Here is a 22,868-nt window from a genome sequence, read left to right on the forward strand (position 1 = left end):
GAAGGCCGCGGTCACGGACGGCCGCGGGTCGCGGTCCCCGTCTCCCGCCGACGCTTTTTATGTTCCGTCCCCCCAGGTCCACGTATGCACGACGACCGGAAACGCTCGGGGTTCAAGACACGAACCCGAGTCGACGACGCCCGCGAGCGGCTGCTCGGGGCGGTGACTCCACACGGGCGCACTGCGCGCGTCGACCTCGCACGAGCCGACGCGCGACCCCTCGCCGAACGCGTCACGGCACCGAATCCAGTGCCGGGCTACGACCGCGCCGCGATGGACGGCTGGGCCGTCCGCGCTCAGGACACCTTCGGGGCGTCCGGCCGGTCGCCCGCCGTCCTTCGGGTCACCGGTGAGGCCGGGAGCGACGCGTCCGTCGGACCGTCCGACGCTGTCAGGGTCCACACCGGGAGCGCCCTCCCCGACGGCGCGGACGCCGTCGTCATGATCGAGGAGACCGAACAGGTCGGCGACGAAATCGAGGTGTTCGACGCCGTCACCGGCGGCGAGAACGTTGGCGACGCCGGCGAGGACGTCGAGGCCGGGCAGACGCTATTCGAGGCCGGACACCGACTGCGCCCGTCGGACCTCGGCCTGCTCAAGTCGGTCGGACTCGCCCGCGTTTCGGTGTTCGAACAGCCGACTGTCGGCGTCATCCCGACCGGCGAGGAACTCGTCCAGGCCAACCCCCAGCCCGGAGAGGTCATCGAGACGAACGGGCTCACCGTCTCCTCGCTCGTCTCTCGGTGGGGCGGCGTGGCGACGTACCGCGACGTCGTCACCGACGACTTCGACGCGCTCCGGGCGGCCATCCAGCGCGACCTCACGAAGGACGTCGTCGTCACGACCGGGGGGTCGTCGGTCGGCAAACGCGACCTCCTCCCCGAAGTCATCGACGAGCTCGGAGAGGTGCTGGTCCACGGCGTCGCGCTCAAACCGGGACACCCCGTTGCGCTCGGCGTCGTCGAGGAGACGCCCGTCATCTCGCTCCCGGGGTATCCCGTCGCCTGCATCGTCAACGCCGTCCAGTTCCTCCGTCCGGTCCTCAAGCACGTCGGCGGGATGGACTGTCGACCGCTCCCGAGCACGGAGGCGCGGCTCGCACGCAAGATTTCGAGCGAGCCCGGTACCCGGACGTTCGCCCGGGTCGAACTGCGCACCGAGGACGGTGAACGCGTCGCGGTTCCGACACGGACCTCCGGGTCGGGAATCCTCTCATCGGTCGCGCTCGCCGACGGCTGGGTCGTCGTCCCCGAGTCGCGCGAGGGGATTCCGGAAGACGAACGCGTCCCGGTCGAGGACTGGGAGTGGTCCGCATGAGCGACCGCAAGGAGTTCCGTGACCTCTCCACCCCCGAGGAGGCCCACGAGGCCATCGCCTCCCTCTCGCTCACGCCGCCTCCCGAGTCGGTCCCCCTCGACGCGGCGCGCGGGCGCGTCCTCGCCGAACGGGTCGATGCGACCATCGACGTCCCCGGCTTCGACCGTGCGAGCATGGACGGCTACGCCGTCCGTGGGCGGGACACCTTCGGTGCGGACGAGTCCGACCCCGTCGTCTTGGACCTGGTCGGCGCGGTCCACGCGGGGGAAGCGCCCGACGTCACGGTCGAACCGGGGACCTGCGCGGAGATCTCGACCGGGGCGGTGCTTCCGCCGGGAGCCGACGCCGTCGTCATGGTCGAACGGACCGACGACCTCGGCGGGGCAATCGAGATCCGGACGGCCGTCGCGCCGGGCGACAGCGTGATGCTCGCGGGGGCGGACATCGCTGCGGGGTCACGCGCGCTCGGTCCCGGCACACGAATCACTCCCCGAGAGATCGGCCTGCTCTCGGCGCTCGGCGTCGACGAGGTACCCGTCCACGGCGCTCCGACGGTCGGCATCGTCTCGACGGGCGACGAACTCGTCCGTCCCGGCGACGAACTCGACTCCTCGCGCGGGGAGATCTACGACGTCAACTCGCAGACCATCGCCGCCGGCGTGGCCGAGGCCGGCGGCGAACCCGTCCTCTACCCACACGCCGGCGACGATTACGAGGAGATGGAGCGGCTGCTGCGAGACGCGGCCGACGAGTGCGACCTCGTCCTCTCCTCGGGGTCGACCTCCGCCTCCGCCGTCGACGTCATCTACCGCGTCATCGAAGAACGCGGCGAGCTCCTGCTCCACGGGGTCGCGGTGAAGCCGGGCAAGCCGATGCTCGTCGGTCGACTCGACTCCGCGGAGACTCCGTCGGCGTACGTCGGTCTCCCCGGCTACCCCGTGTCGGCGCTCACCATCTTCCGGACCTTCGTCGCGCCCGCCATCCGCCGCGCCGCCGGACGCTCGGAGCCGCGGACGGCGACGATGACCGGCGAGTTCGCGGTCCGCGAGCGGTACAGCGAGGGGCGGCTCCGACTGATGCCGGTCGGTCTCGTCGAGCGTGTGGGGACCGACGAACCGCTCGTCTACCCCGTCGACAAGGGAAGCGGCGCGACGACGAGCCTCGTCGAGGCGGACGGCATCGTCGAGGTCCACCCGGACACGGAGTACATCGCCGCCGGCGAGACGGTGACGGTCACGCTGTTCTCGCCGGACGTCCGCGTGCCGCGACTGCTCGGTGTCGGGGAAGACGACCCGCTGCTCTCGCGGCTCCTCGACCGGGTCGACGCGCCGCGATATCTCCCCGTCGGCAGTCGCGAGGGGACCCGTCGGCTCCGCGACGGCGCTCCCGACGTGGCGGTCGTTGCCGGGCCGAGCGAGCGCGAGGTCGACAGCGAGGAACTCGGGGCGTGGACGCGCGAGTGGGGACTCGTCGTCTCCGACCCGCTCGACGGACTCGCCGACCTCGTCGACCGCGACCTCCGGTTCGTGAACCGCGACCGGGCCGCCGGACTCCGCGCGACGTTCGACGCGGCCCTCGCGGCGCTCGCCGACGACCGGGGGAGTTCGCGCGCGGCGCTCGCCGAACAGATCGACGGCTACGACCTGACGGTGAAGGCCCACGAGAGCCCCGCCCGTGCCGTCCGCTCGGGGAAGGCCGACGCCGGACTCGGCCTCCGCGCGACGGCGGAGACGCTCGGACTCGACTTCGTCTCCCTCGGTTACGAACGGGTGGCCCTTCTCGCGGCCCCCGGCCGCGCCGACAAACCGGCCGTCGGCGAACTCGTCGACGCGCTCGCCGACAGCGCGGACGACCGGGCGCTCCTCCCCGGCTACGACGTGGTCTGACCTCGTCACCCTGGCCCGTCGGCGACCGCTCGCCCATCTCACCTGTCACCCGCGCCTCCCAGCCGCGACCGTCGTCCCGACGTGTCTCTCCCGTCGAGAATCAATTCTGATACTTTGACCGCCTCGTTTATGTGGCTCGTCTGCTTCTCGGCGGATATGCCTGCACCCATCTCCGTGCTTCACGTCGACGACGAGCCCGATGTCTTAGACCTCTCGACGAAGCTGTTCGAGCGGCAGGACTCGCGGGTCTCGGTCGTCACGGCGGGAAGCGGCCCGGCGGGTATGGACGTGCTCTCGAGCCGCGACGTCGACTGCGTCGTCTCCGACTCCGTCCGCATGCCCGACGGCCACTCGTTCGTCGAGGCCGCGAGCCGTGAGACGGACGCGCCGATCGTCCTCTTCACCGCCAAAGAGTGGCGGGAAGTCGCCTCCGACGCCGTCGCGGCGGACGTCGCCGAGTACGTCCGGAAGGCGGACGTCTCCGACTACAAATCCGTCCTCAAGCACGTCCTCCGCCTCACCGACGACACGACGAAGGAGACGGCCGCGAACCGGCGCCTCATCGGTCGCCACGACTTCTCCTCACCCACCGAACTCGGCGTCTCTATCGTGCACGCCGTCGAGACGGCCGTCGACGAAGACGTCGACGAGTTCGACCCGCTGTACGACACCATCGACCCCGACGCGCTCGAGTCGCTCTTCGGCCCCGTCCGCGGGAGCGCTGACGGCGGCCAGCTCGAGGTCCACTTCTCCTACCACGGACTCGACCTGGCCGTCTCCGGCGACGGGAACATCGCGATTCGGTCCTGACGCGGACGGGACCGCACGACCGCGAACCGGCGCTGTTGCAGGCTGTCTCCTTACCCGTCACCTGACGCCGAGTTGACTACTGTACACTTATGTTCACGTGCTGTGTACTCCCTGCGAATAGCGAAGACACACTGACAGATGATGTGTACGCCCACAAACAGCAACCTCGGTAATTTATCTCGAACCGATTCGTCCCTAATATTATGGATAGGTCGCCAGTAATCCTTCACGTCGACGACGACGAGGCGTGCCTCGAACTGTCTCGGTCGTCGTTCGAGCGTGCGCTCCCGACGGTGGAGCTCATCACCCGGTCCGACGCGGACGAGGCGCTCGCGACCCTCCGCGTGGAGCAGGTCGACGCCGTCGTCTCGGATTCGGTCGAACTGGCGGACGGCACTCCGTTCGTCGAGGCCGCGCGGAACGCGTATCCCGACCTCCCCATCGTCCTCTACACCGGGCGGGAGTTCACCGACGCCGCTCCCGTCATCACGCGGGCCGGCGTCACCGAGTACGTCCAAAAGCGCACGGACACTCCGGTCCGTGACCTCGTCACTCGCGTCGAACGCGTCGTCGACTCCGACGACCGACTGGGCACGGCGCAGTTCCGGCACGCACCCGAGAGAGCGGACACGCCGCGGGCGCGTGACGACCCGGCCGGTGACCCCAGCGAGACCACGGCCGACGGGTGGACGGAACTCGCCCGCTGTGACCCCACCTCCGTCGACGACCTCCTCGTGACCCTCGTCGACGTCCTCGGCGACCGGGCCGACGAGCGACCCCTGGTCGAACTGTTCGACGCCGAGGCGCTCGCCAGCATCTTCTCCTCACAGAACGGCGACCGCTCCGTGCAGATTCGACTCCGTCTCGACACACACGAGGTCGTCGTCACCGACGCGGGCGTCGTCGCCAGTCGCCCGCTCACGTCCGATTGAGTTCGTCGAACGACGACACGCGGTGGTCCGCGAGCACGCAGTGGCCACGCCGCTCCGGCGGGTGTCGCTCGACGTGAATCCCGTCGAGGCCGGCGTTCCACGCCGCGCCGATATCGCTCGCACCGTCGCCGGCGAGCACCCCTCGCGCCCGTGCAGGCACGTCGAGCTGTGACAGCGTGTACTCGATCGGCGCGGGGTCGGGCTTCCAGCCGACCTCCGAGGTACAACAGAGGACGGCGTCGAACCAGTCGCCGATGTCGAGGTGCTCGAGGACGGGCCGAGCGAGGAACTCCTGACAGTGGGTCACGAGGCCGATGGGCTGGCCCGCGCGCTGGACGTCGCGGACGAGCGCAGCGGCGTCGTCGTGGAGGTAGGTCGCCTCCGCGCGAGCGAGCGGGTCCTCCTCGTCGTGGAAGACGGGCCAGAACTCGGCGGGGTCGATGCCCCATGCTCGAAGTTGGGGGTCCCGTGCGCCGTTGAGGCCGTGCCAGATGATCTCCGCCTCGTGGTCTGTGAACGCTCTACCCAGGCGGGCACCGACGCGCTCGAACACGTCGCGCGTGTACGACCACTCGGCGTCGACGATCGTCCCGTCCAGGTCGAACAGCCAGACGTCGTACGCGCCGACTACCATCAGTGCGGAGAGAGGAGACGAGACGCTAAGTCGTTTGTGCCCCGGCTCTCGCGCGCGAGAACAGACCGCACGTCGCGTCCCCGTCGAGTCGTTAGTCCCGGCCCCGCACGCGAATCGACGACCCGAGGTGGTTGTGTCGGACCTCACGCACCGAATCCGCGTTGTACCGGTCGAGTTCCGCGGCGACGGCGTCCGTCCACGCCTCCAGGTAGGCCTCGCTCACCACGAGTTCGCTGAACGAGACACGGTCGACCGGCACCGAGAGCCACGTCTCCATCACCTCTCGGAATCTCGCCGCGTCGGTCAGTTCGCCGCGCCAGAGCCACTCCTCGAAGAACCGCCACCGTCCCTCGTCGTCGCCCGGTTCGGCGGCGGGGTACCGGACCACGGTCTCGAACGTCTCGGGTTCGGTCTCGACTCCGGGTGCGTCCAGCCGGAACCGCACGCGGAACACGTAGCACGCTTCGTCCGTCCAACGTGTTCGGCCCACGCTACCGCTCGTCGTCGAACAGGTTCGCCAGGCGGATGTCCTTGTCCGTGATGCCGCCCTCCTCGTGGCTCGTCAGCCGGACCTCGACGGTCTTGTATCCGATGACGATTTCGGGGTGGTGGAACTCCTCTTCGGCGACCTCCCCGACGTGCATCGCGAACGAGACGCCGGCGAGGTAGTCGTCGAACTCGTACGTCCGGGAGATCTCGTCGTCGTCCCGCACCCAGCCCTCGGGGAGGCGCTCGTCGACCTCGTCGTCGGAGAGCAGTTCAGCCATACCGGTGGGTCGTCGCCGTCCGGGTTAACTGTTCGGTCTCCGCTAGTCGTCACTCAGGCGGTCGACGACGTGCGGCGGGACGTCGGCGTCCTCGGCGACGCCGTCCGGCATCTCGCCGGCCGGCAGCGTCGGCCGCTCGCCGCCGAACTCGGGGTCGAACAGCTGCATCGCCGTCTGGATGGTGGTCCAGTCGTCCTCGGCGGCGGCTTCCCTGAGACTCTTCGTCGGCGCAGCGAGCAACTGGTTGACGATGGTGTCGGCGAGCGCGCCGACGGTCTCGCGCTGGTCGTCGGTGAGCTCACCCTGTGACTCCAGCTTTCGAAGCGCAGTCTCGACCTCGCGCTGTTTCACCCGTTCGGCGCTCTCGTACATCGCGCCGATGGCTTCGTCCGCGCGGGCCCGCTTGAACCGCTCCATCAGGTGGGTGAACTCGTCGTCGATCATCTCCTCGACGCGTTCGGCCGCTGCCTGGCGCTTGTCGTGGGTCTCTTCGGTGACCGACTCCAGCGCGTCGATGTCGTGGACGGTCACCGCGGCCAGCGAGGCGACCGCCGGGTCGATGTCCCGCGGCTGTGCGATGTCGATGAGAAGCGTCTCGCCCGCCCCAGAGAGCGTCGCGTCGTCGAGAACGTAGTCGGGGCTGGCTGTCGCGCTCACGACGAGTTCGGCCGCGCCGACCGCGGCGGGCAGAGCGTCGAGTGCGACCGCACTCGCCTCACACGTCACGTCTCTGGCGACGTGTTCGGCGTGCGGCACCGTCCGGTTCACGACGAGGAGACGGCCGATACCGGCCGCGTCGAGCGCCCGTGCCGTCAACAGGCCCATCTCCCCCGCGCCGACGACGACCGCCGTCGACTCCGTGAGGTCGAGGTGGCGCTCTGCGAGTCGAACCGCCGCGGAGCCGAGCGAGACGACGCCCTCGTTGATGGCGGTCTCGGTGCGGGCACGCTCGCCGACGTGGAGCGCCTTCGTCAGCGCCTCGTCGAGCATCGGCCCGATGCCGCCGACGGAGCGCGCTTCCTCGATAGCGGTTCTGAACTGACCGAGGATCTGGTCCTCGCCGACGACGAGCGACTCCAGCCCGGTCGCGACCCGCATCAGATGTCTGATGGCTGCCTCGTGGTCGAGGTCGGTGACCGCCCCGTCGCGAACGTCGGGGGCGAAGTCACGCAGGGCACGCCGACCGACCGCCGCGTCGTCGCTGACGATGTACGCCTCGGCGCGGTTGCACGTCCGCAGCGCGAACGCTTCGTCGACGCCCTCGCGAGTGAGGAGGTCGCGGACCATCTCGCGCTCGGAGTCACCGCTGACGCGTTCGATCTCGTCGACGCTCGCGTCGACGTGCGAGACGCTCACACCGGTGATGACGCTTCGGCTCCCGCTCATGAGTCCTCGCGCTCCCGTTCGGAGGGGTTCGTGGTTTCGATTCGAATCACGTCCTCTGCTACTTTTCGAGCGTTCGTCGTGCCCGTACGTAAAGCCTTCCAAACGCGTGACGACCGGACGACGCGACGCATCGCCGCCCGGCGTTCACCGGGGGTGAGGTCGCGCGTCTTGAGGTCGGTCCGCAGGTCTCGCGTCAGGTCCGCCATCGCGCCCGCTCCCGCGAGGTCGGCTTCGAGGCGCTCACGGAGGTACTTCGAGAGCGCGGGACTGGCTCCGCCCGTCGTGACGGCGACGGAGACCGACCCGTCGTCGACCGTCGCGGGGACGACGACGCTTCCCGCGTCGCGCCCGCCGGCCCGGTCCGTGCGGTTGACGAGGACCTGTCGAGACTGTGCGGCGGCGGCGGCAGCCTCGTTCACTGCCTCGATGTCGGTCGCGGCGACCACGAGCGTCGGGTCGACCCTGTCGACCCACCCGGAGACGGTGTCGGCGGTCGGGGCGTCGCGGACGAGTTCGATGCCCGGGCCCTCACCGGACGGTCGCCACGTCTCGTGTGTCGCCTCCCGCACGGTGGTCGTGTCAGCGAGCGCGTCCGTGAACTCGGGGCTCACGACGACGACGCGCGCCTCCGCGGCGAACCGTCGCGCCTTGCGCTCCCCGACGGTCCCGCCACCGAAGACGAGAACGGTCTGGTCGGTGAAGTCGTGGACGAGTGGAATCATCTCGGCTCAGACGGCGTCGGTGGCCGATTCGGTCTCTGACCCGGACTCGGACTCGGACTCGGACTCGGACTCGGACTCGGACTCGGACTCGGACTCGGACTCGGACTCGGACTCGGACTCGGACTCGGACTCGGACGTCCGGCTCGTGTTCGCGTCGGCGCGCTCGTCGAGACGGATGCCCGTCTTCTTCAGGATGCGCGTCGAAAAGAGCGTGTCCCAGTCGTCGTCGTCGACGTCCCAGTACGACTCCATCGTCTCACGAACCTCCTCGACCCGTCGCTCCGACTCCGCCTCGGAGCGGCCGTGCGTCATCGCGAAGAAGTTGTACGGCCAGACTCCCTCGTGGCGCGGTCGCCGGTAACAGTGGGTGACGAACTCCAGTGCGGCGACGGCGGGACCGACCTCCTCGACCAGTTCGTCCGGGACGTTCCAGACGGTCATCCCGTTCTCGGTGTACCCGAGCGCGTAGTGGTTCGGAACGACGCCGACCCGCCGAATCTTCCCCTCCGCGACGAACCGTTTCAGCGTGGCGAGGACCCACTCGGTCTCGACGTCCAGCCGCTCGGCGATGTCGCGGTACGGCGTCGCCGTCACCGGCAGGCCGCCCTGGACCTCCAGGACGAGGTCGCGCTCGTCGGGCGTGAGCGTCGCTCGCCCCTCGGGGTCGACGGCCGGGCCGAGGGCCGAGAGGTCGACGTCGCCCTCCGAGACCGGCCCGTCGACGAGGAACTTCGCCTCGACGCGGAACTCCCGCTCTTTCGGCATGTTGTACGTCGGCTGCCCCGTCTCCTCCTCGATGGCGTCGAGCACCGCCCCGACCGCCTCCGAGTCGGCGACGCTCACCACGAACCACATGTTCAGGTGCGGATGCTCGCGCTCGTAGTTGTGGGCGACCTCACGGTGACTGTTCACCTGCTCCGCCACCTCGTCGAAGCGCTCGGGCGGCGCGTGCATCGCGACGAGCGTCGCGGTACCCCCGATGGCTTCGGCGTTGACGAGCGGGCCGAACCTGGAGAGGACACCCGTCTCGTCGAGGTGTCGAACGCGTTCGACCAACCCGTCGGCGTCGACCTCGACCCCGCGCTCGCAGAGCGCCTCGGCGGCCGGCCCGAAGGGCCGCTCCACCACGGGGAACCCCCCCTGGAAGGCGTTCACGATCGCGCGGTCGAGCGGCGTCAACTCCGCGTCCACCGTCTTCATATACGACCCTCAGGGCGAGGGGCAGTTAAGCGTCTCGTCCCGATTCTCACCGACTGGAAATCGTTACTCGTCGGCCCACACGGTCGACGCACGGTCGACGTGGCCGAGCGCCTCGACGTCCGCGACGAGCGCGTCCTGGTCGACGTCAGCCTCGTAGTAGAAGACGAGGTCGAACGTCCCCTGTCGCAAGAGCTGTTGGCACTCCCAGACGAACGCGTCGTCCGCCAGGGTGAGGCCCTGGAACTGGTTCGAGGCGAAGTCCGTGTTGTCGTTCCCGGCGTAGATGTACGACTCGCCCTTCCCGGCGTGCTCGGCGATGACCTCGTTGAGGCCGACGGTGAGTTCGTGCATCTCGAGGTCTTCCTGCCCGCTCAGGTCGGTGTGGACGATGAGGCCGACGAGGTCGATGTCGCCGGGTTCGATGAGCGCCTTCGTCCGTCGGTAGAGGTCCTCGTCGTAGACGTCGGTCATACGCCCGACTCGGAGCGACGTACATTTACTGGTGACGATAGCCGTCGCGCACCCGCAGCGCCCCTGCCTGGGAACGCACCCGAACACAAGACACATACCAACGGCCACGAGTATCTTGCTGTATGTTGCGCTGGGTCCGCGAACAGATACGGCAGGCGTACATCCGCCATCTCGACCGGGCCATCGAGGACGGACCCACCCACGTCGCCATCATCCAGGACGGGAACCGTCGCTACGCGCGACGACAGGGTGACGACGCCCCCGACGGGCACCGCGCCGGTGCCGAGACCACGGAGCAGGTGCTCGACTGGTGTCACGAACTCGGCATCGAGGAGCTGACCATCTACGCCTTCTCGACCGAGAACTTCTCGCGCCCTCCCGAGGAGCGCGAGCCGCTGTTCGACCTCATCGAGTCGAAACTGTACGAACTGGCCGACGCCGACCGCGTCCACGACAACGGGATGCGCATCCGCGCCGTCGGCGAGATCGAACGACTTCCCGACCGCCTCCGCGAGGCGGTCGACTACGCCGAAGCGCGCACGAGTGAGTACGACGCGTTCAGCCTGAACGTCGCGCTCGCGTACGGTGGCCGCGCCGAACTCCTCGGTGCGGCTCGCGACGTCCTCCGCGACGTCGCCGCTGGCGACCTCGCCGCGAGCGACGTCGACGTCGACGCCATCGACGCTCGCCTCGCGGGTCAACCGGTCCGAGACGTCGACCTCATCATCCGGACGGGCGGGGACGAGCGCACCTCGAACTTCCTCCCGTGGCACGCCAACGGTAACGAGGCCGCCGTGTTCTTCTGTGCCCCCTACTGGCCGGAGTTCTCGAAGGCGGACTTCCTGCGTGCCATCCGAACGTACGAGTCGCGCGAGGACTCGTGGCGTCACACCCGGACCGAACGCGCGGTGGCGCTGGTCCGTGCCGTCGCCGAGACCGAACTGGCGGAAGCGCGGACGGTCTCGGCCCGGCTGCGCGGCCAGCTCTCGTCGGCCGCCGCCCGCGAACTCACCGACGAACTCGAACGCCAGGGTGAGGAGCCGGCCACCGCGGACTGAGCGTGTCGAACCGCCGGGGGATGCTCACCACCCAGTCGCTGTCGTCCGAACGTCCGAACGGCTCGCCACCGCTCGCCGTTCGCCGCTCGGACGGCTCGCTGACGCTCACCGACCGAACCGTCGGTTCCGGTTCTGGTAGTCCAGCACCGCCCGGAGGTAGTCCCGTCGACGGAAGTCGCGCCAGTTGACGTCGGTGAAGTACAGCTCCGCGTAGACGGACTGCCAGATCATGAAGTCCGAGAGCCGCTCGGCTCCGGTCTTGATGACGAGGTCGGGCTCGTCGCGGAAGACGAGGCGGTCCTCGATGTCTGTCTCGTCGACCTCGTCGATCATCGCCGGGTCGACGTCGTGGCCCTCGACCGTCTCGGCGAGCGCCCGGACCGCCTCGGCGAACTCGTGTTTCCCCCCGAGCCCGACGCTCACCTGGATGGGTTCCGTCGCGGGCTCGGTGTCGCCGGGCTGACGCACCGCCAGGGGCCGCGGCGCGTCGACCTCGAGCAGTTCGCGCTCCAGGGTCGGGACCACGGCCTCGTCGAGGACGCTCACCGAGATGGTGACCCGCTCGGCACCGTACTCGAACGCCCACGAGAGGAACTCCTCCAGCGTCGCGTACGCGCCCTGTTCGAGGAGGTCACGCTCGGTGATGATGACGGCGACGTGTTTCGGGGGCTCCTCGGGGTGGAGCCGGTGGCGGACGGCGAGGTACCGGTCGTACAGGCCCACGTGTGGTGGTCTTCACCCGCCAACTAAACCCCGTCGGGTTCGGTCGCTTCGCTCACTCTCTCGACGGCGTCCCGCTCGCGCTGCTCGCCGTTCCTCCATCGCTCTCGAGGGGCCAGTCCCGTCGGCGTTCAGTCCGTCGAATCGGTGTCGGGACCGTTAAGTGTGCGTCCGGGGAAGCAAGCGGTGTGACTTCGACGCTCCGGCGGGCAGGCGGCTTCGCCGCCGTGGGCACGCTCTCGCTCGCAGCGCCCGCGCTCGGCGTCGCCGCCGCCGCCCCGTTCGCGGCCATCGCGCTCCTCGCCGCCTTCGTCATCACCGACGGGCCGCTGTTCGAACTCTTCGCTCGGCCCGGCGACCGCGAGGACGGCCGACTCAACGGGCTCGCGAGCGTCTCGCTCGCTGCGACGGGCCTCGCGCTCCTCGCGACGGTCCCCCGCGACTCGATGCCGCTGACGGTCTTCGTCGCGACCGTCGTCGGCATCACCTACGGCAACCTGGGCGGACAGCTCGCCAGCACCCGGCGGGACGGTCCGTTCGCCACCGTGGCCGGCTTCGCCGCGCTCGGTTTCCCCGCGGCCGTCGTCGGCCAGGGGCTCGTCGCCGTCGTGGCCGGCGCGGCCACGCTCCCGGCGCTCGTCGCGTCGACGCCGGGCTTCGTCTTCGTCGCCGCCTGCGGGACGCTCGTCGCGGCACTCGTCCGCTCGGTGCTGTACGAGCGCGACGACCCGGTCGTGCTCCTGTCGACGGGGCTGCTCGTGTGGGTCTTCGACGCGCTCGTCGTGAGCGTCGACCCCCTGGAAATCGCCGTCGCGCTCGCCGTGACCGTCGCGCTCGGGTACGCCTCCTACGCGCTCGGCACTGCTTCGGTGACGGGGATGCTCACCGGTGTCCTCCTCGGCCTCCTCACCATCGTACTCGGGAGTTTCGGCTGGTTCGTCGTCCTCATCGCGTTCTTCTCTGTCGGCGGGCTCTCGACGAAGTTCCGCTACGACGAGAAACTCGACCGCGGCGTCGCCGAGGACAACGAGGGCGCGCGCGGGTCTTCGAACGTCCTCGGGAACGCCGCCGTCGCGTTCGTCGCCGTCGTCGGCTTCGCCGCCTCCGCGCAGCTCTCGCTGCCCGTCCCGGCCGACACCGCGTTCGGCTTCGCCTTCGCCGGCTCCATCGCGGCCGCGATGAGCGATACGCTCTCCTCGGAGATCGGTGGCCTGTACGACAGCCCGCGGCTCATCACGACCTTCCAGCCGGTCCCGCCGGGGACCGACGGCGCAGTCACCTGGCAGGGTGAGGTGGCCGGGGTCGTCGGTGCGGCGCTCGTCGCCGGCCTCGCACTCGTGCTCATGCCGCTCTCGGGCGCGGCCCCGCTCGCCGCCGGGACCGTGGTCGTCGGGGGCGTCGCGGGCATGACCGTCGATAGTCTCCTCGGCGCGACGCTGGAGGGCGACCGCATCGGCAACGAGGCCGTCAACCTCCTCGCGACGCTCTCCGGCGCGCTCGTCAGCGGTGGTATCGCGCTCGCGGCCCTCGTCTGACCCTCGATGGCACCACCGACCGCTCCGGCCGTCCGGCCTGCTCGCCCCGACGACGAGTCCACGCTCCGCCGACTCCAGCAGCACCTCGACCAGCCCGCACCGGCGCTCCTCGGCGCGTCCCTCGCCGGGACGTTCGGCGAGTGCCTCGTCGCCGTCGACGACGTGGACACACCGGTTGGCTACCTGCTCGCCGTCACCGGCGACGGCGGTGTCCCGGTCGCGAGCGGCACCGCGGCCGACGCACCCGAAGACGGTACGCCGACGACACACGTCGCCGAACTCGTGGTCGCGCCCGGAGCCAGACGGAACGGCCACGCCTCGGCACTCCTCGCGACGGTCCTCTCCACGCACCCGACGGCGACGGTGACGCTCACCGTCGCGCCGGCCAACGAGGCGGCGCGGGCGCTCTACGACCGGTTCGGGTTCGAGGTGTCGCGGACGCTTCCGAGCTTCTTCGACGACGGGCCCGGGCTCTTACTCGCCCGCCGGCCGCGCCCCGAGTAGCTGCTCTGCGGTCCGGATGCGGACGCTCACCGGCCGCTTGACGAACTCGCCGAGCGAGCGCCCGACGACGTGCTCGGTGCCGCGCTGGGCGGCCACGTCGAGGAGCCGCTGTGTCACCTCGCCGTCGACGAACACCGCGTAGGGGGGCTGCTCGGCGTCCTTGAGGAGGTCGAACGCCTCCCCGGCCGGTCCCGACGTGACCACGCGGAACGCGTCGTCTGTCAGGCACGCCTGGTCGGTCTCCGCCGCGATGACGTCGCGCGCGACGCCACGGAGCGTCCCGACATCCTCGTCGCCTCCGACCGCCCGCTCGCCGTCGGCCGCGCCGGCAGGGGCGTCGGTCGTGTCGGCGTCCGGTTCCCCTGCGTCGGCGTCAGTGTCCGTGTCAGCGTCGGCGTCCTCCTCGCTTCCCCGCTCCGCGTCGGTCTCGTCGACGGAATCGGAGGCGACAGTCGGAGCCGTCCGTCCCTCCGCGCCCGACGTGACGACCGCCCCGGCCCCATCGGTCTCGGCGACCGTCGGTGCCGACGCGTCGTCGGTCTCGGAGCCGGAGTCGCCGGCGTGGTCGCTCTCGGTGTCGCCGTCCGCCGTCGGCTCGGTGTCGGCCGCATCCCCGTCGGTCGGTTCCGATTCGGCCGCGTCGCCGCCCGAGAGCGCATCGATGACCGCGTCCGCGCCGTCCTCACCGCCCGTCGCGAACGTCTCGTACGGGACCTTGTCACGGAGCGCCGACATGACCGCCGTGCGGTCGAGGTCCTCGACGGACTTCGCGCTCGGGGCGAACGCGACGTAGTCGACGTTGCCGACCTGCACGAGTTCCCGCAGGATGAGTTCGCCGCCGCGGTCGCCGTCGAGGAAGGCGGTGACCGTCCGGTGCTGGGTGAGGTCCGCCACGGCGTCGGGGACGTTCGTTCCCTCGACGGCGATGGCGTTCTTGATGCCGTACTTGAGCAGCGTGAGGACGTCCGACCGTCCCTCGACGACGACGATGGCGTCGGAGTCGACGACGTTGGGACCGGCGGGTAACCCCTCGTACTCGGTGATGTCCTCGACGCGGACGCTCTCGCGGACCTCGTCGAGTATCTCCGTGGAGGTCATGATACTCTCGCTGAACGACTCGGCGAGGAGCTCTTTCGCCCGCTCGACGACCTCCCGGCGCTTGGCCTCGCGGACGTCTTCGATGTCGGTGACGCGGACCTCCGACCGGCAGGGGCCGACTCTGGTGATCGTCTCGAGGGAGGCGGCGAGAATCGACGTCTCGACGCGGTCGAGGCTCGTGGCGATGGTGACGTGGCCGAACGACTGGCCCCCCTCGCTCTCGATTTCGACGTCGATTCGCCCGACCTTCGACGCTTGCTGGAGGTCCCTGAGGTCGAGTTCGTCGCCGAGCAGTCCCTCTGTCTGTCCGAAGATGGCACCGACGACGTCGCTCCGCTCGACGATGCCGTCGGTCGTGATGGCCGCGTGAATGAGATATTTGGCTGTGTCGTCCATGGCTACTGTCGCGTGGTGAAGCTGCCTCCGGGTGGAGGCGATGATGGTGATGGTGACGAGGCCGCGGTCGGTTCCACGGCTGACTGAATACTAGCCGCTCAGCGTGGAAATACCTATCGTGCTTCTGACGGCTCCCGTTCGAGCCACACCGCCGCTTCACGCACTGTCCTGACCGGTTCCGCGGGGTCGTCGTGCTCGAACACGACCCACTCGACGTCCGCTTCCGCGGCGGCCGCCAGCACTCCCGCGAGGTCGACGTCTCCGGCGCCGAGGTCGACGGGGACGCCCCCACGCGGGGCGTCGCTCTCGACGCGGACGTCCTTCAGGTGGACCAGAGGGATGCGCGCGCCGAACCGCTCGAGGAGCGACACCGGGTCCGCGCCAGCGGCCGTCGCCCAGCCGACGTCGAGTTCGAAGCCCAGCCGCGTCGTGGCGGCGACGACCCGTTCGAACGGCGTCTCTTCGCTCTCCTCGATGCTACCGAACTCGAACTCGTGGTTGTGGTACAGCAGCCGCCCGCCGGCTGCTTCGACCCTGCCGGCGAGCGCGTCGAGTCGCGCGGCGGTCCCCTCGACCGCCGTCGGCGCGAACGCTGCCTCGTCGACGATGGGGACGACGACGGTGTCCGTCCCGACGGCCTGCACCTGTTCGACGACGCCGCCGGGGTCCGCGTCGATCACTCCGACGCCGACGTGGACCGCCGGGACGCCGAGGCCGAGTGCCGCGCAGTCGGTCGAACGCTCGGACAGACCGACGGGTTCGACACCCTCGAAGCCCGCGTCGGCGACCGGCCGACAGCGTTCTGTCAGGGGGAGCGACCGGAGGGTGTAGAGCTGTGTCGCATACTGCATGCGGGTGGGTTTCTCACCGCCGACAAAAAGCGACGGTTCTCGTCGTTCCTCCACCGTCGGGCCGCTCACACCCTCGTCTCGCCCCTTTCCTCGTCTCTCCACGTCTTTCAGGTGTCTCGCACCCTATGAATCTCCCAATTCGCTCAACCGGATAGTGTGAAGAAAATCTTTCTTCAATACTCCACACCGAATTAGAAACAACAACCTTTAGGTGCAACTGACGATTATCTGCTCTGTATGAGCCGACCGAGAACGGATTACCTCTGGATACCGGTCTTCGCGCTCCTCGTGGTCGGAGCGATTCCGTGGTTCCTGTGGGGCGATGCGACTGTCGTCGCCGGGCTTCCCGTGTGGCTGTGGTGGCACATCGGCTGGATGGCCCTCGCCGCGTGCACCTTCGCGCTGTTCACCCGTGGGGCGTGGGACCGCGGGATGGGGGTGCGACATGGCTGACCTCGGCCTCTCGCTCGGCATCGTCGGGGCGTATCTCGTCCTCGCGCTGGGTATCGGCCTCCTCGCGTACCGACTGACGAGTAACGAGGCCGAGGACTACTACCTCGCCTCGCGGTCGATGGGGACCGTCGTCCTGCTCTTCACCACGTTCGCGACGCTGCTCTCCGCGTTCACCTTCTTCGGCGGCCCGAACCTCGCCTACGGTGCCGGCCCCGAGTGGATTCTCGTGATGGGACTCATGGACGGCATCCTCTTCGCCATCCTCTGGTACGTCGTCGGCTACAAGCAGTGGCTCGTCGGCCGAACGTTCGGCTACGTTACCCTCGGCGAGATGCTCGGCGACCGCTTCGGCTCGACGACGCTCCGTGCCCTGGTCGCCGGCGTCTCGCTCTTCTGGCTCTTCCCGTACGTGATGCTTCAGCAGGTCGGCGGCGGGCAGGCGCTCGTCGGCCTCACCGACGGTGCCGTCCCCTACTGGGCCGGCGCGGCGCTCATCACGGTGTTCATGATACTCTACGTGGTCGTCGCCGGCCTCCGAGGCGTCGCGTGGACCGACACCCTCCAGGGCGTGTTCATGCTCGGCGTCGTCTGGGTCGCTGCGGCGTGGGTCGTCACCGGTGCTGGCGGCCTCTCGGCCGTCGGAGCGCAACTGGCGACCGAGAAGCCCGACTTCGTCGCGCTGGGCGGGGGACTGTACTCCGTCCAGTGGATGATCGCGAGCGCCGTCACCATCGCGTTCGGCGTCACGATGTTCCCGCAGATCAACCAGCGGTTCTTCGTCGCAAGGGACGACCGCGTGCTGAAGCGCTCGTTCGCGCTGTGGCCCGTGCTCGTTCTTCTCCTCTTCGTCCCCGCCTTCCTGCTCGGGTCGTGGGCTGCCGGCCTCGGGGTCGCGGTGCCGGAGGGTGGGAACGTCATCCCGGCCCTCCTGAACGAGTACACGCCCGCGTGGTTCGCCGCGCTCGTCATCGCCGGGGCGATGGCCGCGATGATGTCCTCGTCGGATTCGATGCTCCTCTCGGGGTCGTCGTACCTGACCCGGGACCTCTACCGCCCACTTTTGAACCCCGACGCCTCGGAGACGAAGGAGGGGTGGGTGGCCCGACTCGGCGTCGTCGCCTTCGCCGTACTCTCGTTCGTCGCGTCGCTGTTCGTCGCCGGTGGGGCCGGCGGGGGCGGCTTTGACCTCCTCGTCAGCATCGGCGACACCGCCTTCGGCGGCTACGCCCAGCTCGCGCTCCCGGTGATGGTCGCGCTCTACTGGGCGCGGACCACCCGGTTGGGGATGATCGCGGGTATCCTCGGCTCGCAGGCGTTCTACCTCGCACACGTCTTCGGCTCGCTCCCCGCGACGTATCTCGGGTGGGACTACGCCCTCTACGGGATGGCGCTCTCGCTCGTCCTGACCGTCGGCGTCTCGCTCGTGACGACGGCCGCCCCGGAAGAGAAGGCCGCGCGGTTCACTGACAGCGACGCGCTCCAGGCCGACTGAGTCGCCACCCGACGAACACCCGTTCTCGCCGGTAGCTACAGTAGACTTTGAAACTCTTCGCAGCCGATTGCGTCGCTCTGGCCGTCCCAACGGGTTCACAATAGGCCCTGGCAATCGAGTGAGTGGATTCTTTCAAAGTCTACTATAGAAAATGTCACCACGAGTTTATTTCACATGGCGCAGCTACCCGATGACGTCCACGACCTCTTCGAGAAGGCCACGTTCGCGCACTTCGCGACGATGACGCCGATGGGTTACCCGCACGTCACCCCCGTCTGGGTCGACTACGACGCCGAGACGGGTCACCTCCTGATCAACACCGAACGCGAGCGCCGCAAGACGAAGAACGTCGAGGCCAACCCCAAGGTGGGGGTCAGCATGGTCGACCCCGACAACCCCTATCGCTTCCTCTCGGTGTTCGGCGACGTGGACGAGGTCACGACCGACGGCGCACGCGACCACATCGACGCTCTCGCCAAGCGATACATGGGCGAAGACGAGTATCCGAACCCCATCCAGTCCGAACGCGTCATCCTCAAAATCGCGCCAGAACGCGTCTACACCGGCCCCTGACCTGCCCGACGGGCTAGCGGTTCGAAGGGGCTTTGTCCGTCGCGCCCAACACCGGGTATGAACGAATCGGGCTTCTCGGGACTGCTCGACCAGGAGACGCTCGCGGCACGCGTCGAGGCCGGCGACGCGCCCGACTGGGTCGCCGCCCACTGGACCTCGTTCCGCGACGGCCTCCTCGGGGAGCGAAACGGTTCCCCCTTTCCCTGTTTCTTCGGCGTCGAATCCGTCGAGAAGGGGTGGCCGCTCTACTCGGCGGTGGAGTCGGTCACCGACAAGGACGCGCTGCTCGCCTTCCGCGACACCCTCCTCGAGTATCTCGCGACCTACGACGACCACGCGCCGAGCGCCTCGTTCGTCGTCTTCTTCAAGCCCGACGCGGCCGAGACCGAGTCCGAATATCACGAACGCCTCTGGCACGTCCTGCAGTTCCTCCACGTCCACGACCCCGAGCCGTGGCCCGACGACATCCCGACCGACCCCGACGACCCACACTGGGAGTTCTGCTTCGGCGGCGAACCGATGTTCCCGACCTGTCGTGCGCCCTTCTACGGCGAGCGCAAGAGCCGGTACTGCCCCGTGGGGCTCGAAATCACGTTCCAGCCCCGGCAGTTGTTCGACGGGATTACCCACGACACGGACGCGGGACAGCGCGCCCGCGACGTCATCCAGGGTCGCCTCTCCGACTACGACGGCGTCTGCCCCCACGCCGACCTCGGCGACTGGGGCGTCGAGGGCGACCGCGAGTGGGTCCAGTACATGCTCTCGGCGAACGACGAACAGTTCCCCGACGAGTGCCCGCTCACCATCTCCCGCGAGCATCCGAAGGCCGTCTCGACGCCGCTCGACGCGGGACCCGAGACGGCGGCGGACTGACGATGTCGCTCTCGCTTCCCGCCGCCCCCGTTCTGCTCCTCGTCGACCTCCAGACGGGCTTCGACGACCCCCGCTGGGGGGAGCGGAACAACCCCGACGCGGAGGCCCAGACCGCTCGGTTGCTCGACGCGTGGCGCTCGGCGGAACTGCCGGTCGTCCACGTGCGCCACGACTCGACCGAGGAGAACTCCCCCCTGCGTGGTGATTCCCCCGGCTTCGCGTGGAAACCCGACCTCGAACCCCGCGCGGGCGAGCAGACGTTCGTCAAGCGGGTCAACAGCGCCTTCGTCGGGACCGAACTAGAACAGTGGCTCCGAGCGCACGGCCACGAGAGCGTCGTCGTCGTCGGTCTCACGACCGACCACTGTATCTCGACGACGACGCGGATGGCCGAGAACCTGGGCTTCTCGCCCGTGGTGGTGAGCGACGCGACGGCGACCCACGAGCGTGAACTCGACGGCGAGACGTTCGACGCCGACCTGGTACACCGGACGGCGCTGGCACACCTCTCGGGGGAGTTCGCCGACGTGGCGACGACTGACGACGTGTTGACGGCGCTGGAGGGATGAGACGGATTCGGTAGCTGGACCGGTGACGGTGGCGTGTGACGGCGTGGCCTCCGTGCCGCGCCGACACCGCGTGCGGGCCGACTGAGTGACCGAGTGAAACGAGGGAACGACGGAATCGGCTGGGGAGGCCTTCGTGAACGAACGGCTCGAAGCGACTCTGCCGCTTCGGTGACTGCGGTTTCACCGCCCTGGCGGCTCAGCTCTCTGTTAGAGTGGGCGCGCGATTTTAGCGGGTCCATTTCGGAACCTGGAACGCCCACAATTGAGCCGCAGTCGGGACACTGGAACTCGTCGTCGGGGCCTGCTAGGTAGCTCTGATTGACCACACGTACCTCTCCACAGACGGGACAAGGTTCTTCATCGTGTTCTCTGACTGGTTCGAGCGTGTGCTGGCCGACTTCTTCTGAAATTTCAGGCGACGCACACTAATCTGTACTGTTGACACAGATAAATCTGAGAGCACTCGTGTCGCGTATCCCGGTACGAAGTCGCCCTCGTCGTCCGACAGAAGCCAGTGACGGCGTAGACCCGGACCAATGTGGATGTACGGTTCAACGGTCAGGAGTCTGGTGGTTTTTATAACTACCACGCCTCCGTACCACGTATGCAGACGCACATCGTCCCGGTGGGGTTCGATTACGACCGCCTCATCGCGCCGCTCATCCGGGACCAGTTCGACGTCGACCGCGTCGTCCTCCTCGAAGGGGCCGTCGGGAGCGAGGCGAACGTCGAGTACTCGCGTCACCTCTCGAAGAAACTCGAGAAGGACTTCCAGAACCTCCTCGGTGCCGAAACGGAGCGTGTCGTCGTCGACGACGTCTACGACTACGACGCGGCGTTCGAGCAGGCGTACGCGCTCATCAACGCCGAACTCGACACCGGCGCGGAGGTGTGGGTGAACGTCAGCGCCATGCCGCGGCCCGTCTCCTTCGCGTTCGCGACGGCCGCCCACTCCATCATGGTCGAGCGCCAGGAGGACCGCGAGCGAATCCACACCTACTACACGGCCCCGGAGAAGTACCTCGAGACCGAACTCGCCGAGGAACTCCGCGCGGGCAGGGACCTCCTCGCCGAACTGCTCGACGACGCGGACGAGGCGAGCGACGTCACCGTCGACGTCGCCCGCGAGCGGGTCGAGGCGCGCCTCGACGCCGCGTCGAACCTCCTCGAGGAGTTCGACGAGCGCGGGACGACTATCGGCGCAAAGCGCATCGGTGAGAACCACATCGTCGAACTCCCCGTCGCCTCCTTCTCGAACGTCAAGCCGTTCGAGGAGGTCATCCTGTTCAAACTCGGCGAGCGGGGCGTCTTCGAGTCGGTGTCGGAACTCGCCGAGGCGCTCGCGGCGGAACTCGACGAGGAGTACACCGACTCCTTCCGGTCGAAGGTCATCTACAACGTCGACCGACTCGGCCCCGGCGGGAAGGGGTACATCGAGCAGGAAGAGCGTGGGAAGTCATACCGCACCCGGCTCTCGCGCATCGGCGAGCTGTGGGTACGCGCCCACACCGACCGGACCTGACCGTTCGGCCCGCTCAGAAGTCCAGGCCGACCGGCTCGTCTGCCCGGGGTTCGAGCGGACTCGCCGGCAGCTCCTCGGGGAGCTCCGGGTCGTTGTAGACGCCCGGCGCGACGTCGTTGGGGCCGTCGGGGTAGCACAGTGAGGCGAGCGCCTGGATGTGCGCGCGCCCGACGTCGAGTTCGAACTGCCCGCCGCCGTACAGCTGTATCCCCTCTCGCTCGGCGTACGCGAGCGTCTCGAACAGCGATTTGACGGTGCCGAAGCGCGAGGGTTTGATGTTCAGCCAGTTCGGGGGGTACGGGAGCGACTCGACCGACTCGACACCGGTGATGGGGAGGTCCCACGAGAGTCGTTCCGTGTGCGCTTCGACGATGGCTGTGGTCTCGTCGACGAGCGCCGGGTCCTCGACGACGGCGTCGGGGAACCCCTCGAAGACGAGCCGGTAGAGGTCGGCGTCGGGCTCCTGGTCGACCTCGGTCCCCTCGTACTGGCCCTTGATGTCGAGGATTCGGACGGCACCCGTCTCGGCGAGTGCGTCGACGATGTCGGGCGTCCAGTCCGTCGTGGGGTCGAGTTTGAACTCGATGTCGGGGACACGGTCGAGTATCGCGTCCACCCGAGTCGTCGACGGCGGCTCGCCCAGCCGGGTCGACGCGACGAACCGCACGGGGTCGTACTCGCGGCCGACGGCGGAGCCGAGACTCTCGCCGGCCTGTCGGAGCGCGAGGTCCAGTCCGGCTGATTCGAGGCCCCATCGACGGTAGTGGTGGGCGGTCTCGCGTTCGGGGGCCTTCGTCGGGAAGAGGTCGATGTCGTCGAGCCGAGCCGAGAACGACGCGACGGTGTACTCGCCGGCGAGGTCGTACCCCGCCGACTCCCACGCGGCCGCGAGCGCGTCGTGGTCTTCCGTGTCGTACGTCACGTCCTCGCCGCGGCCCGTCTCGCCCGCTCCAGAGAGGACGAACGTCGTCGACTTCCGGTGGAAGCCGCTGGAGGTGTCGCGCGCGTGCTGGGCGATGTCGACTGACTCGACGGTGAGCGGGAGGTCGGCGACCCGTGAGAAGTCCATACGTCTCTTATCGCGGGTTCGGGCTTAAAA

23 protein-coding genes and 1 pseudogene are annotated in these 22,868 nt (G+C 68.8%); 13 read left to right on the forward strand and 11 right to left on the reverse strand.

Annotation, left to right across the window (positions count from 1 at the left end; all coding sequences use genetic code 11):
• The first annotated feature begins 84 nt into the window (after positions 1-84).
• From E6N53_RS07210 to E6N53_RS07225, 4 genes are all read left to right on the forward strand, one after another.
• Positions 85-1,317 (forward strand): molybdopterin molybdotransferase MoeA, encoded by a 1,233-nt coding sequence (locus E6N53_RS07210; protein WP_142858054.1) that lies wholly within the window; start codon positions 85-87, stop codon positions 1,315-1,317.
• Entirely contained in the window at positions 1,314-3,203 is a 1,890-nt protein-coding gene (locus tag E6N53_RS07215; RefSeq protein WP_142858056.1) for a molybdopterin biosynthesis protein, read from the forward strand. Before E6N53_RS07210 ends, E6N53_RS07215 begins: the two co-directional genes overlap by 4 nt.
• 156 nt (positions 3,204-3,359) lie before the next feature.
• On the forward strand, positions 3,360-4,013 hold the full coding sequence (locus tag E6N53_RS07220; RefSeq protein ID WP_161596522.1) for a HalOD1 output domain-containing protein: 654 nt from the start codon (positions 3,360-3,362) through the stop codon (positions 4,011-4,013).
• 203 nt (positions 4,014-4,216) lie between these two features.
• Positions 4,217-4,945 (forward strand): response regulator, encoded by a 729-nt coding sequence (locus tag E6N53_RS07225; RefSeq protein WP_142858058.1) that lies wholly within the window; start codon positions 4,217-4,219, stop codon positions 4,943-4,945.
• Here E6N53_RS07225 and E6N53_RS07230 read toward each other — a convergent pair.
• The 7 genes and pseudogenes from E6N53_RS07230 to E6N53_RS07260 all read right to left on the reverse strand — a co-directional run bounded on the left by E6N53_RS07230 (position 4,932) and on the right by E6N53_RS07260 (position 10,125).
• Positions 4,932-5,579 carry an HAD family hydrolase gene (locus tag E6N53_RS07230; protein WP_142858059.1) on the reverse strand — a complete coding sequence of 216 codons (648 nt, stop codon included), beginning with the start codon at positions 5,577-5,579 and terminating at the stop codon, positions 4,932-4,934. The genes E6N53_RS07225 and E6N53_RS07230 overlap by 14 nt on opposite strands.
• 91 nt (positions 5,580-5,670) lie before the next feature.
• Positions 5,671-6,069, reverse strand: a complete 399-nt coding sequence (gene lwrS / locus E6N53_RS07235; RefSeq protein WP_142858060.1) for an LWR-salt protein — start codon at positions 6,067-6,069, stop codon at positions 5,671-5,673.
• A 1-nt stretch (position 6,070) separates the two neighbouring features.
• Complete coding sequence (locus tag E6N53_RS07240) at positions 6,071-6,346, reverse strand: 4a-hydroxytetrahydrobiopterin dehydratase (protein WP_136589492.1); 276 nt, start codon at positions 6,344-6,346, stop codon at positions 6,071-6,073.
• A gap of 42 nt (positions 6,347-6,388) precedes the next feature.
• On the reverse strand, positions 6,389-7,732 hold the full coding sequence (gene hemA / locus E6N53_RS07245) for a glutamyl-tRNA reductase (protein ID WP_142858061.1): 1,344 nt from the start codon (positions 7,730-7,732) through the stop codon (positions 6,389-6,391).
• A complete protein-coding gene (locus E6N53_RS07250; protein ID WP_142858064.1) occupies positions 7,729-8,454 on the reverse strand; it encodes a precorrin-2 dehydrogenase/sirohydrochlorin ferrochelatase family protein in 726 nt (241 codons plus the stop codon). The genes hemA and E6N53_RS07250 overlap by 4 nt, the downstream gene beginning before the upstream one ends.
• Positions 8,455-8,598: 144 nt before the next feature.
• Positions 8,599-9,654, reverse strand: a pseudogene (gene ahbB, locus E6N53_RS07255) (siroheme decarboxylase subunit beta); the annotation flags it as partial.
• Between the two features lie 63 nt (positions 9,655-9,717).
• On the reverse strand, positions 9,718-10,125 hold the full coding sequence (locus E6N53_RS07260) for a DUF5778 family protein (protein WP_136589488.1): 408 nt from the start codon (positions 10,123-10,125) through the stop codon (positions 9,718-9,720).
• A 122-nt stretch (positions 10,126-10,247) separates the two neighbouring features.
• On the opposite strand from E6N53_RS07260, the gene uppS reads away from it, so the two are divergent.
• Positions 10,248-11,183 (forward strand): polyprenyl diphosphate synthase, encoded by a 936-nt coding sequence (gene uppS / locus E6N53_RS07265; protein ID WP_136589487.1) that lies wholly within the window; start codon positions 10,248-10,250, stop codon positions 11,181-11,183.
• Positions 11,184-11,288: 105 nt separating this feature from the next.
• On the opposite strand, the gene E6N53_RS07270 is transcribed toward uppS, so the two are convergent.
• A complete protein-coding gene (locus E6N53_RS07270; RefSeq protein WP_136589486.1) occupies positions 11,289-11,906 on the reverse strand; it encodes an undecaprenyl diphosphate synthase family protein in 618 nt (205 codons plus the stop codon).
• A gap of 185 nt (positions 11,907-12,091) precedes the next feature.
• On the opposite strand from E6N53_RS07270, the gene E6N53_RS07275 reads away from it, so the two are divergent.
• Both E6N53_RS07275 and E6N53_RS07280 read left to right on the forward strand, forming a co-directional pair.
• Positions 12,092-13,438, forward strand: a complete 1,347-nt coding sequence (locus E6N53_RS07275) for a DUF92 domain-containing protein (protein WP_142858066.1) — start codon at positions 12,092-12,094, stop codon at positions 13,436-13,438.
• Between the two features lie 6 nt (positions 13,439-13,444).
• Positions 13,445-13,942 carry a GNAT family N-acetyltransferase gene (locus E6N53_RS07280; RefSeq protein ID WP_142858068.1) on the forward strand — a complete coding sequence of 166 codons (498 nt, stop codon included), beginning with the start codon at positions 13,445-13,447 and terminating at the stop codon, positions 13,940-13,942.
• Here the strand turns inward: E6N53_RS07280 and dnaG are convergent.
• Both dnaG and E6N53_RS07290 read right to left on the reverse strand, forming a co-directional pair.
• Entirely contained in the window at positions 13,913-15,436 is a 1,524-nt protein-coding gene (gene dnaG, locus E6N53_RS07285; RefSeq protein WP_142858071.1) for a DNA primase DnaG, read from the reverse strand. The genes E6N53_RS07280 and dnaG overlap by 30 nt on opposite strands.
• A 113-nt stretch (positions 15,437-15,549) precedes the next feature.
• Entirely contained in the window at positions 15,550-16,287 is a 738-nt protein-coding gene (locus E6N53_RS07290; protein ID WP_142858073.1) for a sugar phosphate isomerase/epimerase family protein, read from the reverse strand.
• Between the two features lie 237 nt (positions 16,288-16,524).
• On the opposite strand from E6N53_RS07290, the gene E6N53_RS07295 reads away from it, so the two are divergent.
• The 6 genes from E6N53_RS07295 (at position 16,525) to E6N53_RS07320 (ending at position 21,769) form a co-directional block, all read left to right on the forward strand.
• A complete protein-coding gene (locus E6N53_RS07295; protein WP_142858074.1) occupies positions 16,525-16,740 on the forward strand; it encodes a DUF3311 domain-containing protein in 216 nt (71 codons plus the stop codon).
• Positions 16,733-18,232, forward strand: coding sequence for a sodium:solute symporter family protein (locus E6N53_RS07300; protein WP_142858075.1), 1,500 nt, complete (start codon positions 16,733-16,735; stop codon positions 18,230-18,232). Before E6N53_RS07295 ends, E6N53_RS07300 begins: the two co-directional genes overlap by 8 nt.
• A gap of 174 nt (positions 18,233-18,406) precedes the next feature.
• Positions 18,407-18,805, forward strand: a complete 399-nt coding sequence (locus E6N53_RS07305) for a pyridoxamine 5'-phosphate oxidase family protein (RefSeq protein WP_136600971.1) — start codon at positions 18,407-18,409, stop codon at positions 18,803-18,805.
• Positions 18,806-18,862: 57 nt separating this feature from the next.
• Positions 18,863-19,678, forward strand: coding sequence for a YqcI/YcgG family protein (locus E6N53_RS07310; RefSeq protein WP_142858076.1), 816 nt, complete (start codon positions 18,863-18,865; stop codon positions 19,676-19,678).
• 2 nt (positions 19,679-19,680) lie between these two features.
• Positions 19,681-20,247 carry a cysteine hydrolase family protein gene (locus E6N53_RS07315; protein ID WP_142858078.1) on the forward strand — a complete coding sequence of 189 codons (567 nt, stop codon included), beginning with the start codon at positions 19,681-19,683 and terminating at the stop codon, positions 20,245-20,247.
• 604 nt (positions 20,248-20,851) lie between these two features.
• Positions 20,852-21,769, forward strand: coding sequence for an HFX_2341 family transcriptional regulator (locus E6N53_RS07320; protein ID WP_136589476.1), 918 nt, complete (start codon positions 20,852-20,854; stop codon positions 21,767-21,769).
• Between the two features lie 13 nt (positions 21,770-21,782).
• On the opposite strand, the gene E6N53_RS07325 is transcribed toward E6N53_RS07320, so the two are convergent.
• Positions 21,783-22,838 carry a hypothetical protein gene (locus tag E6N53_RS07325; protein ID WP_142858080.1) on the reverse strand — a complete coding sequence of 352 codons (1,056 nt, stop codon included), beginning with the start codon at positions 22,836-22,838 and terminating at the stop codon, positions 21,783-21,785.
• Positions 22,839-22,868: the final 30 nt, after the last annotated feature.

Source organism: Salinigranum halophilum (genome assembly GCF_007004735.1).
In the GTDB taxonomy this organism is placed as follows: domain Archaea; phylum Halobacteriota; class Halobacteria; order Halobacteriales; family Haloferacaceae; genus Salinigranum; species Salinigranum halophilum.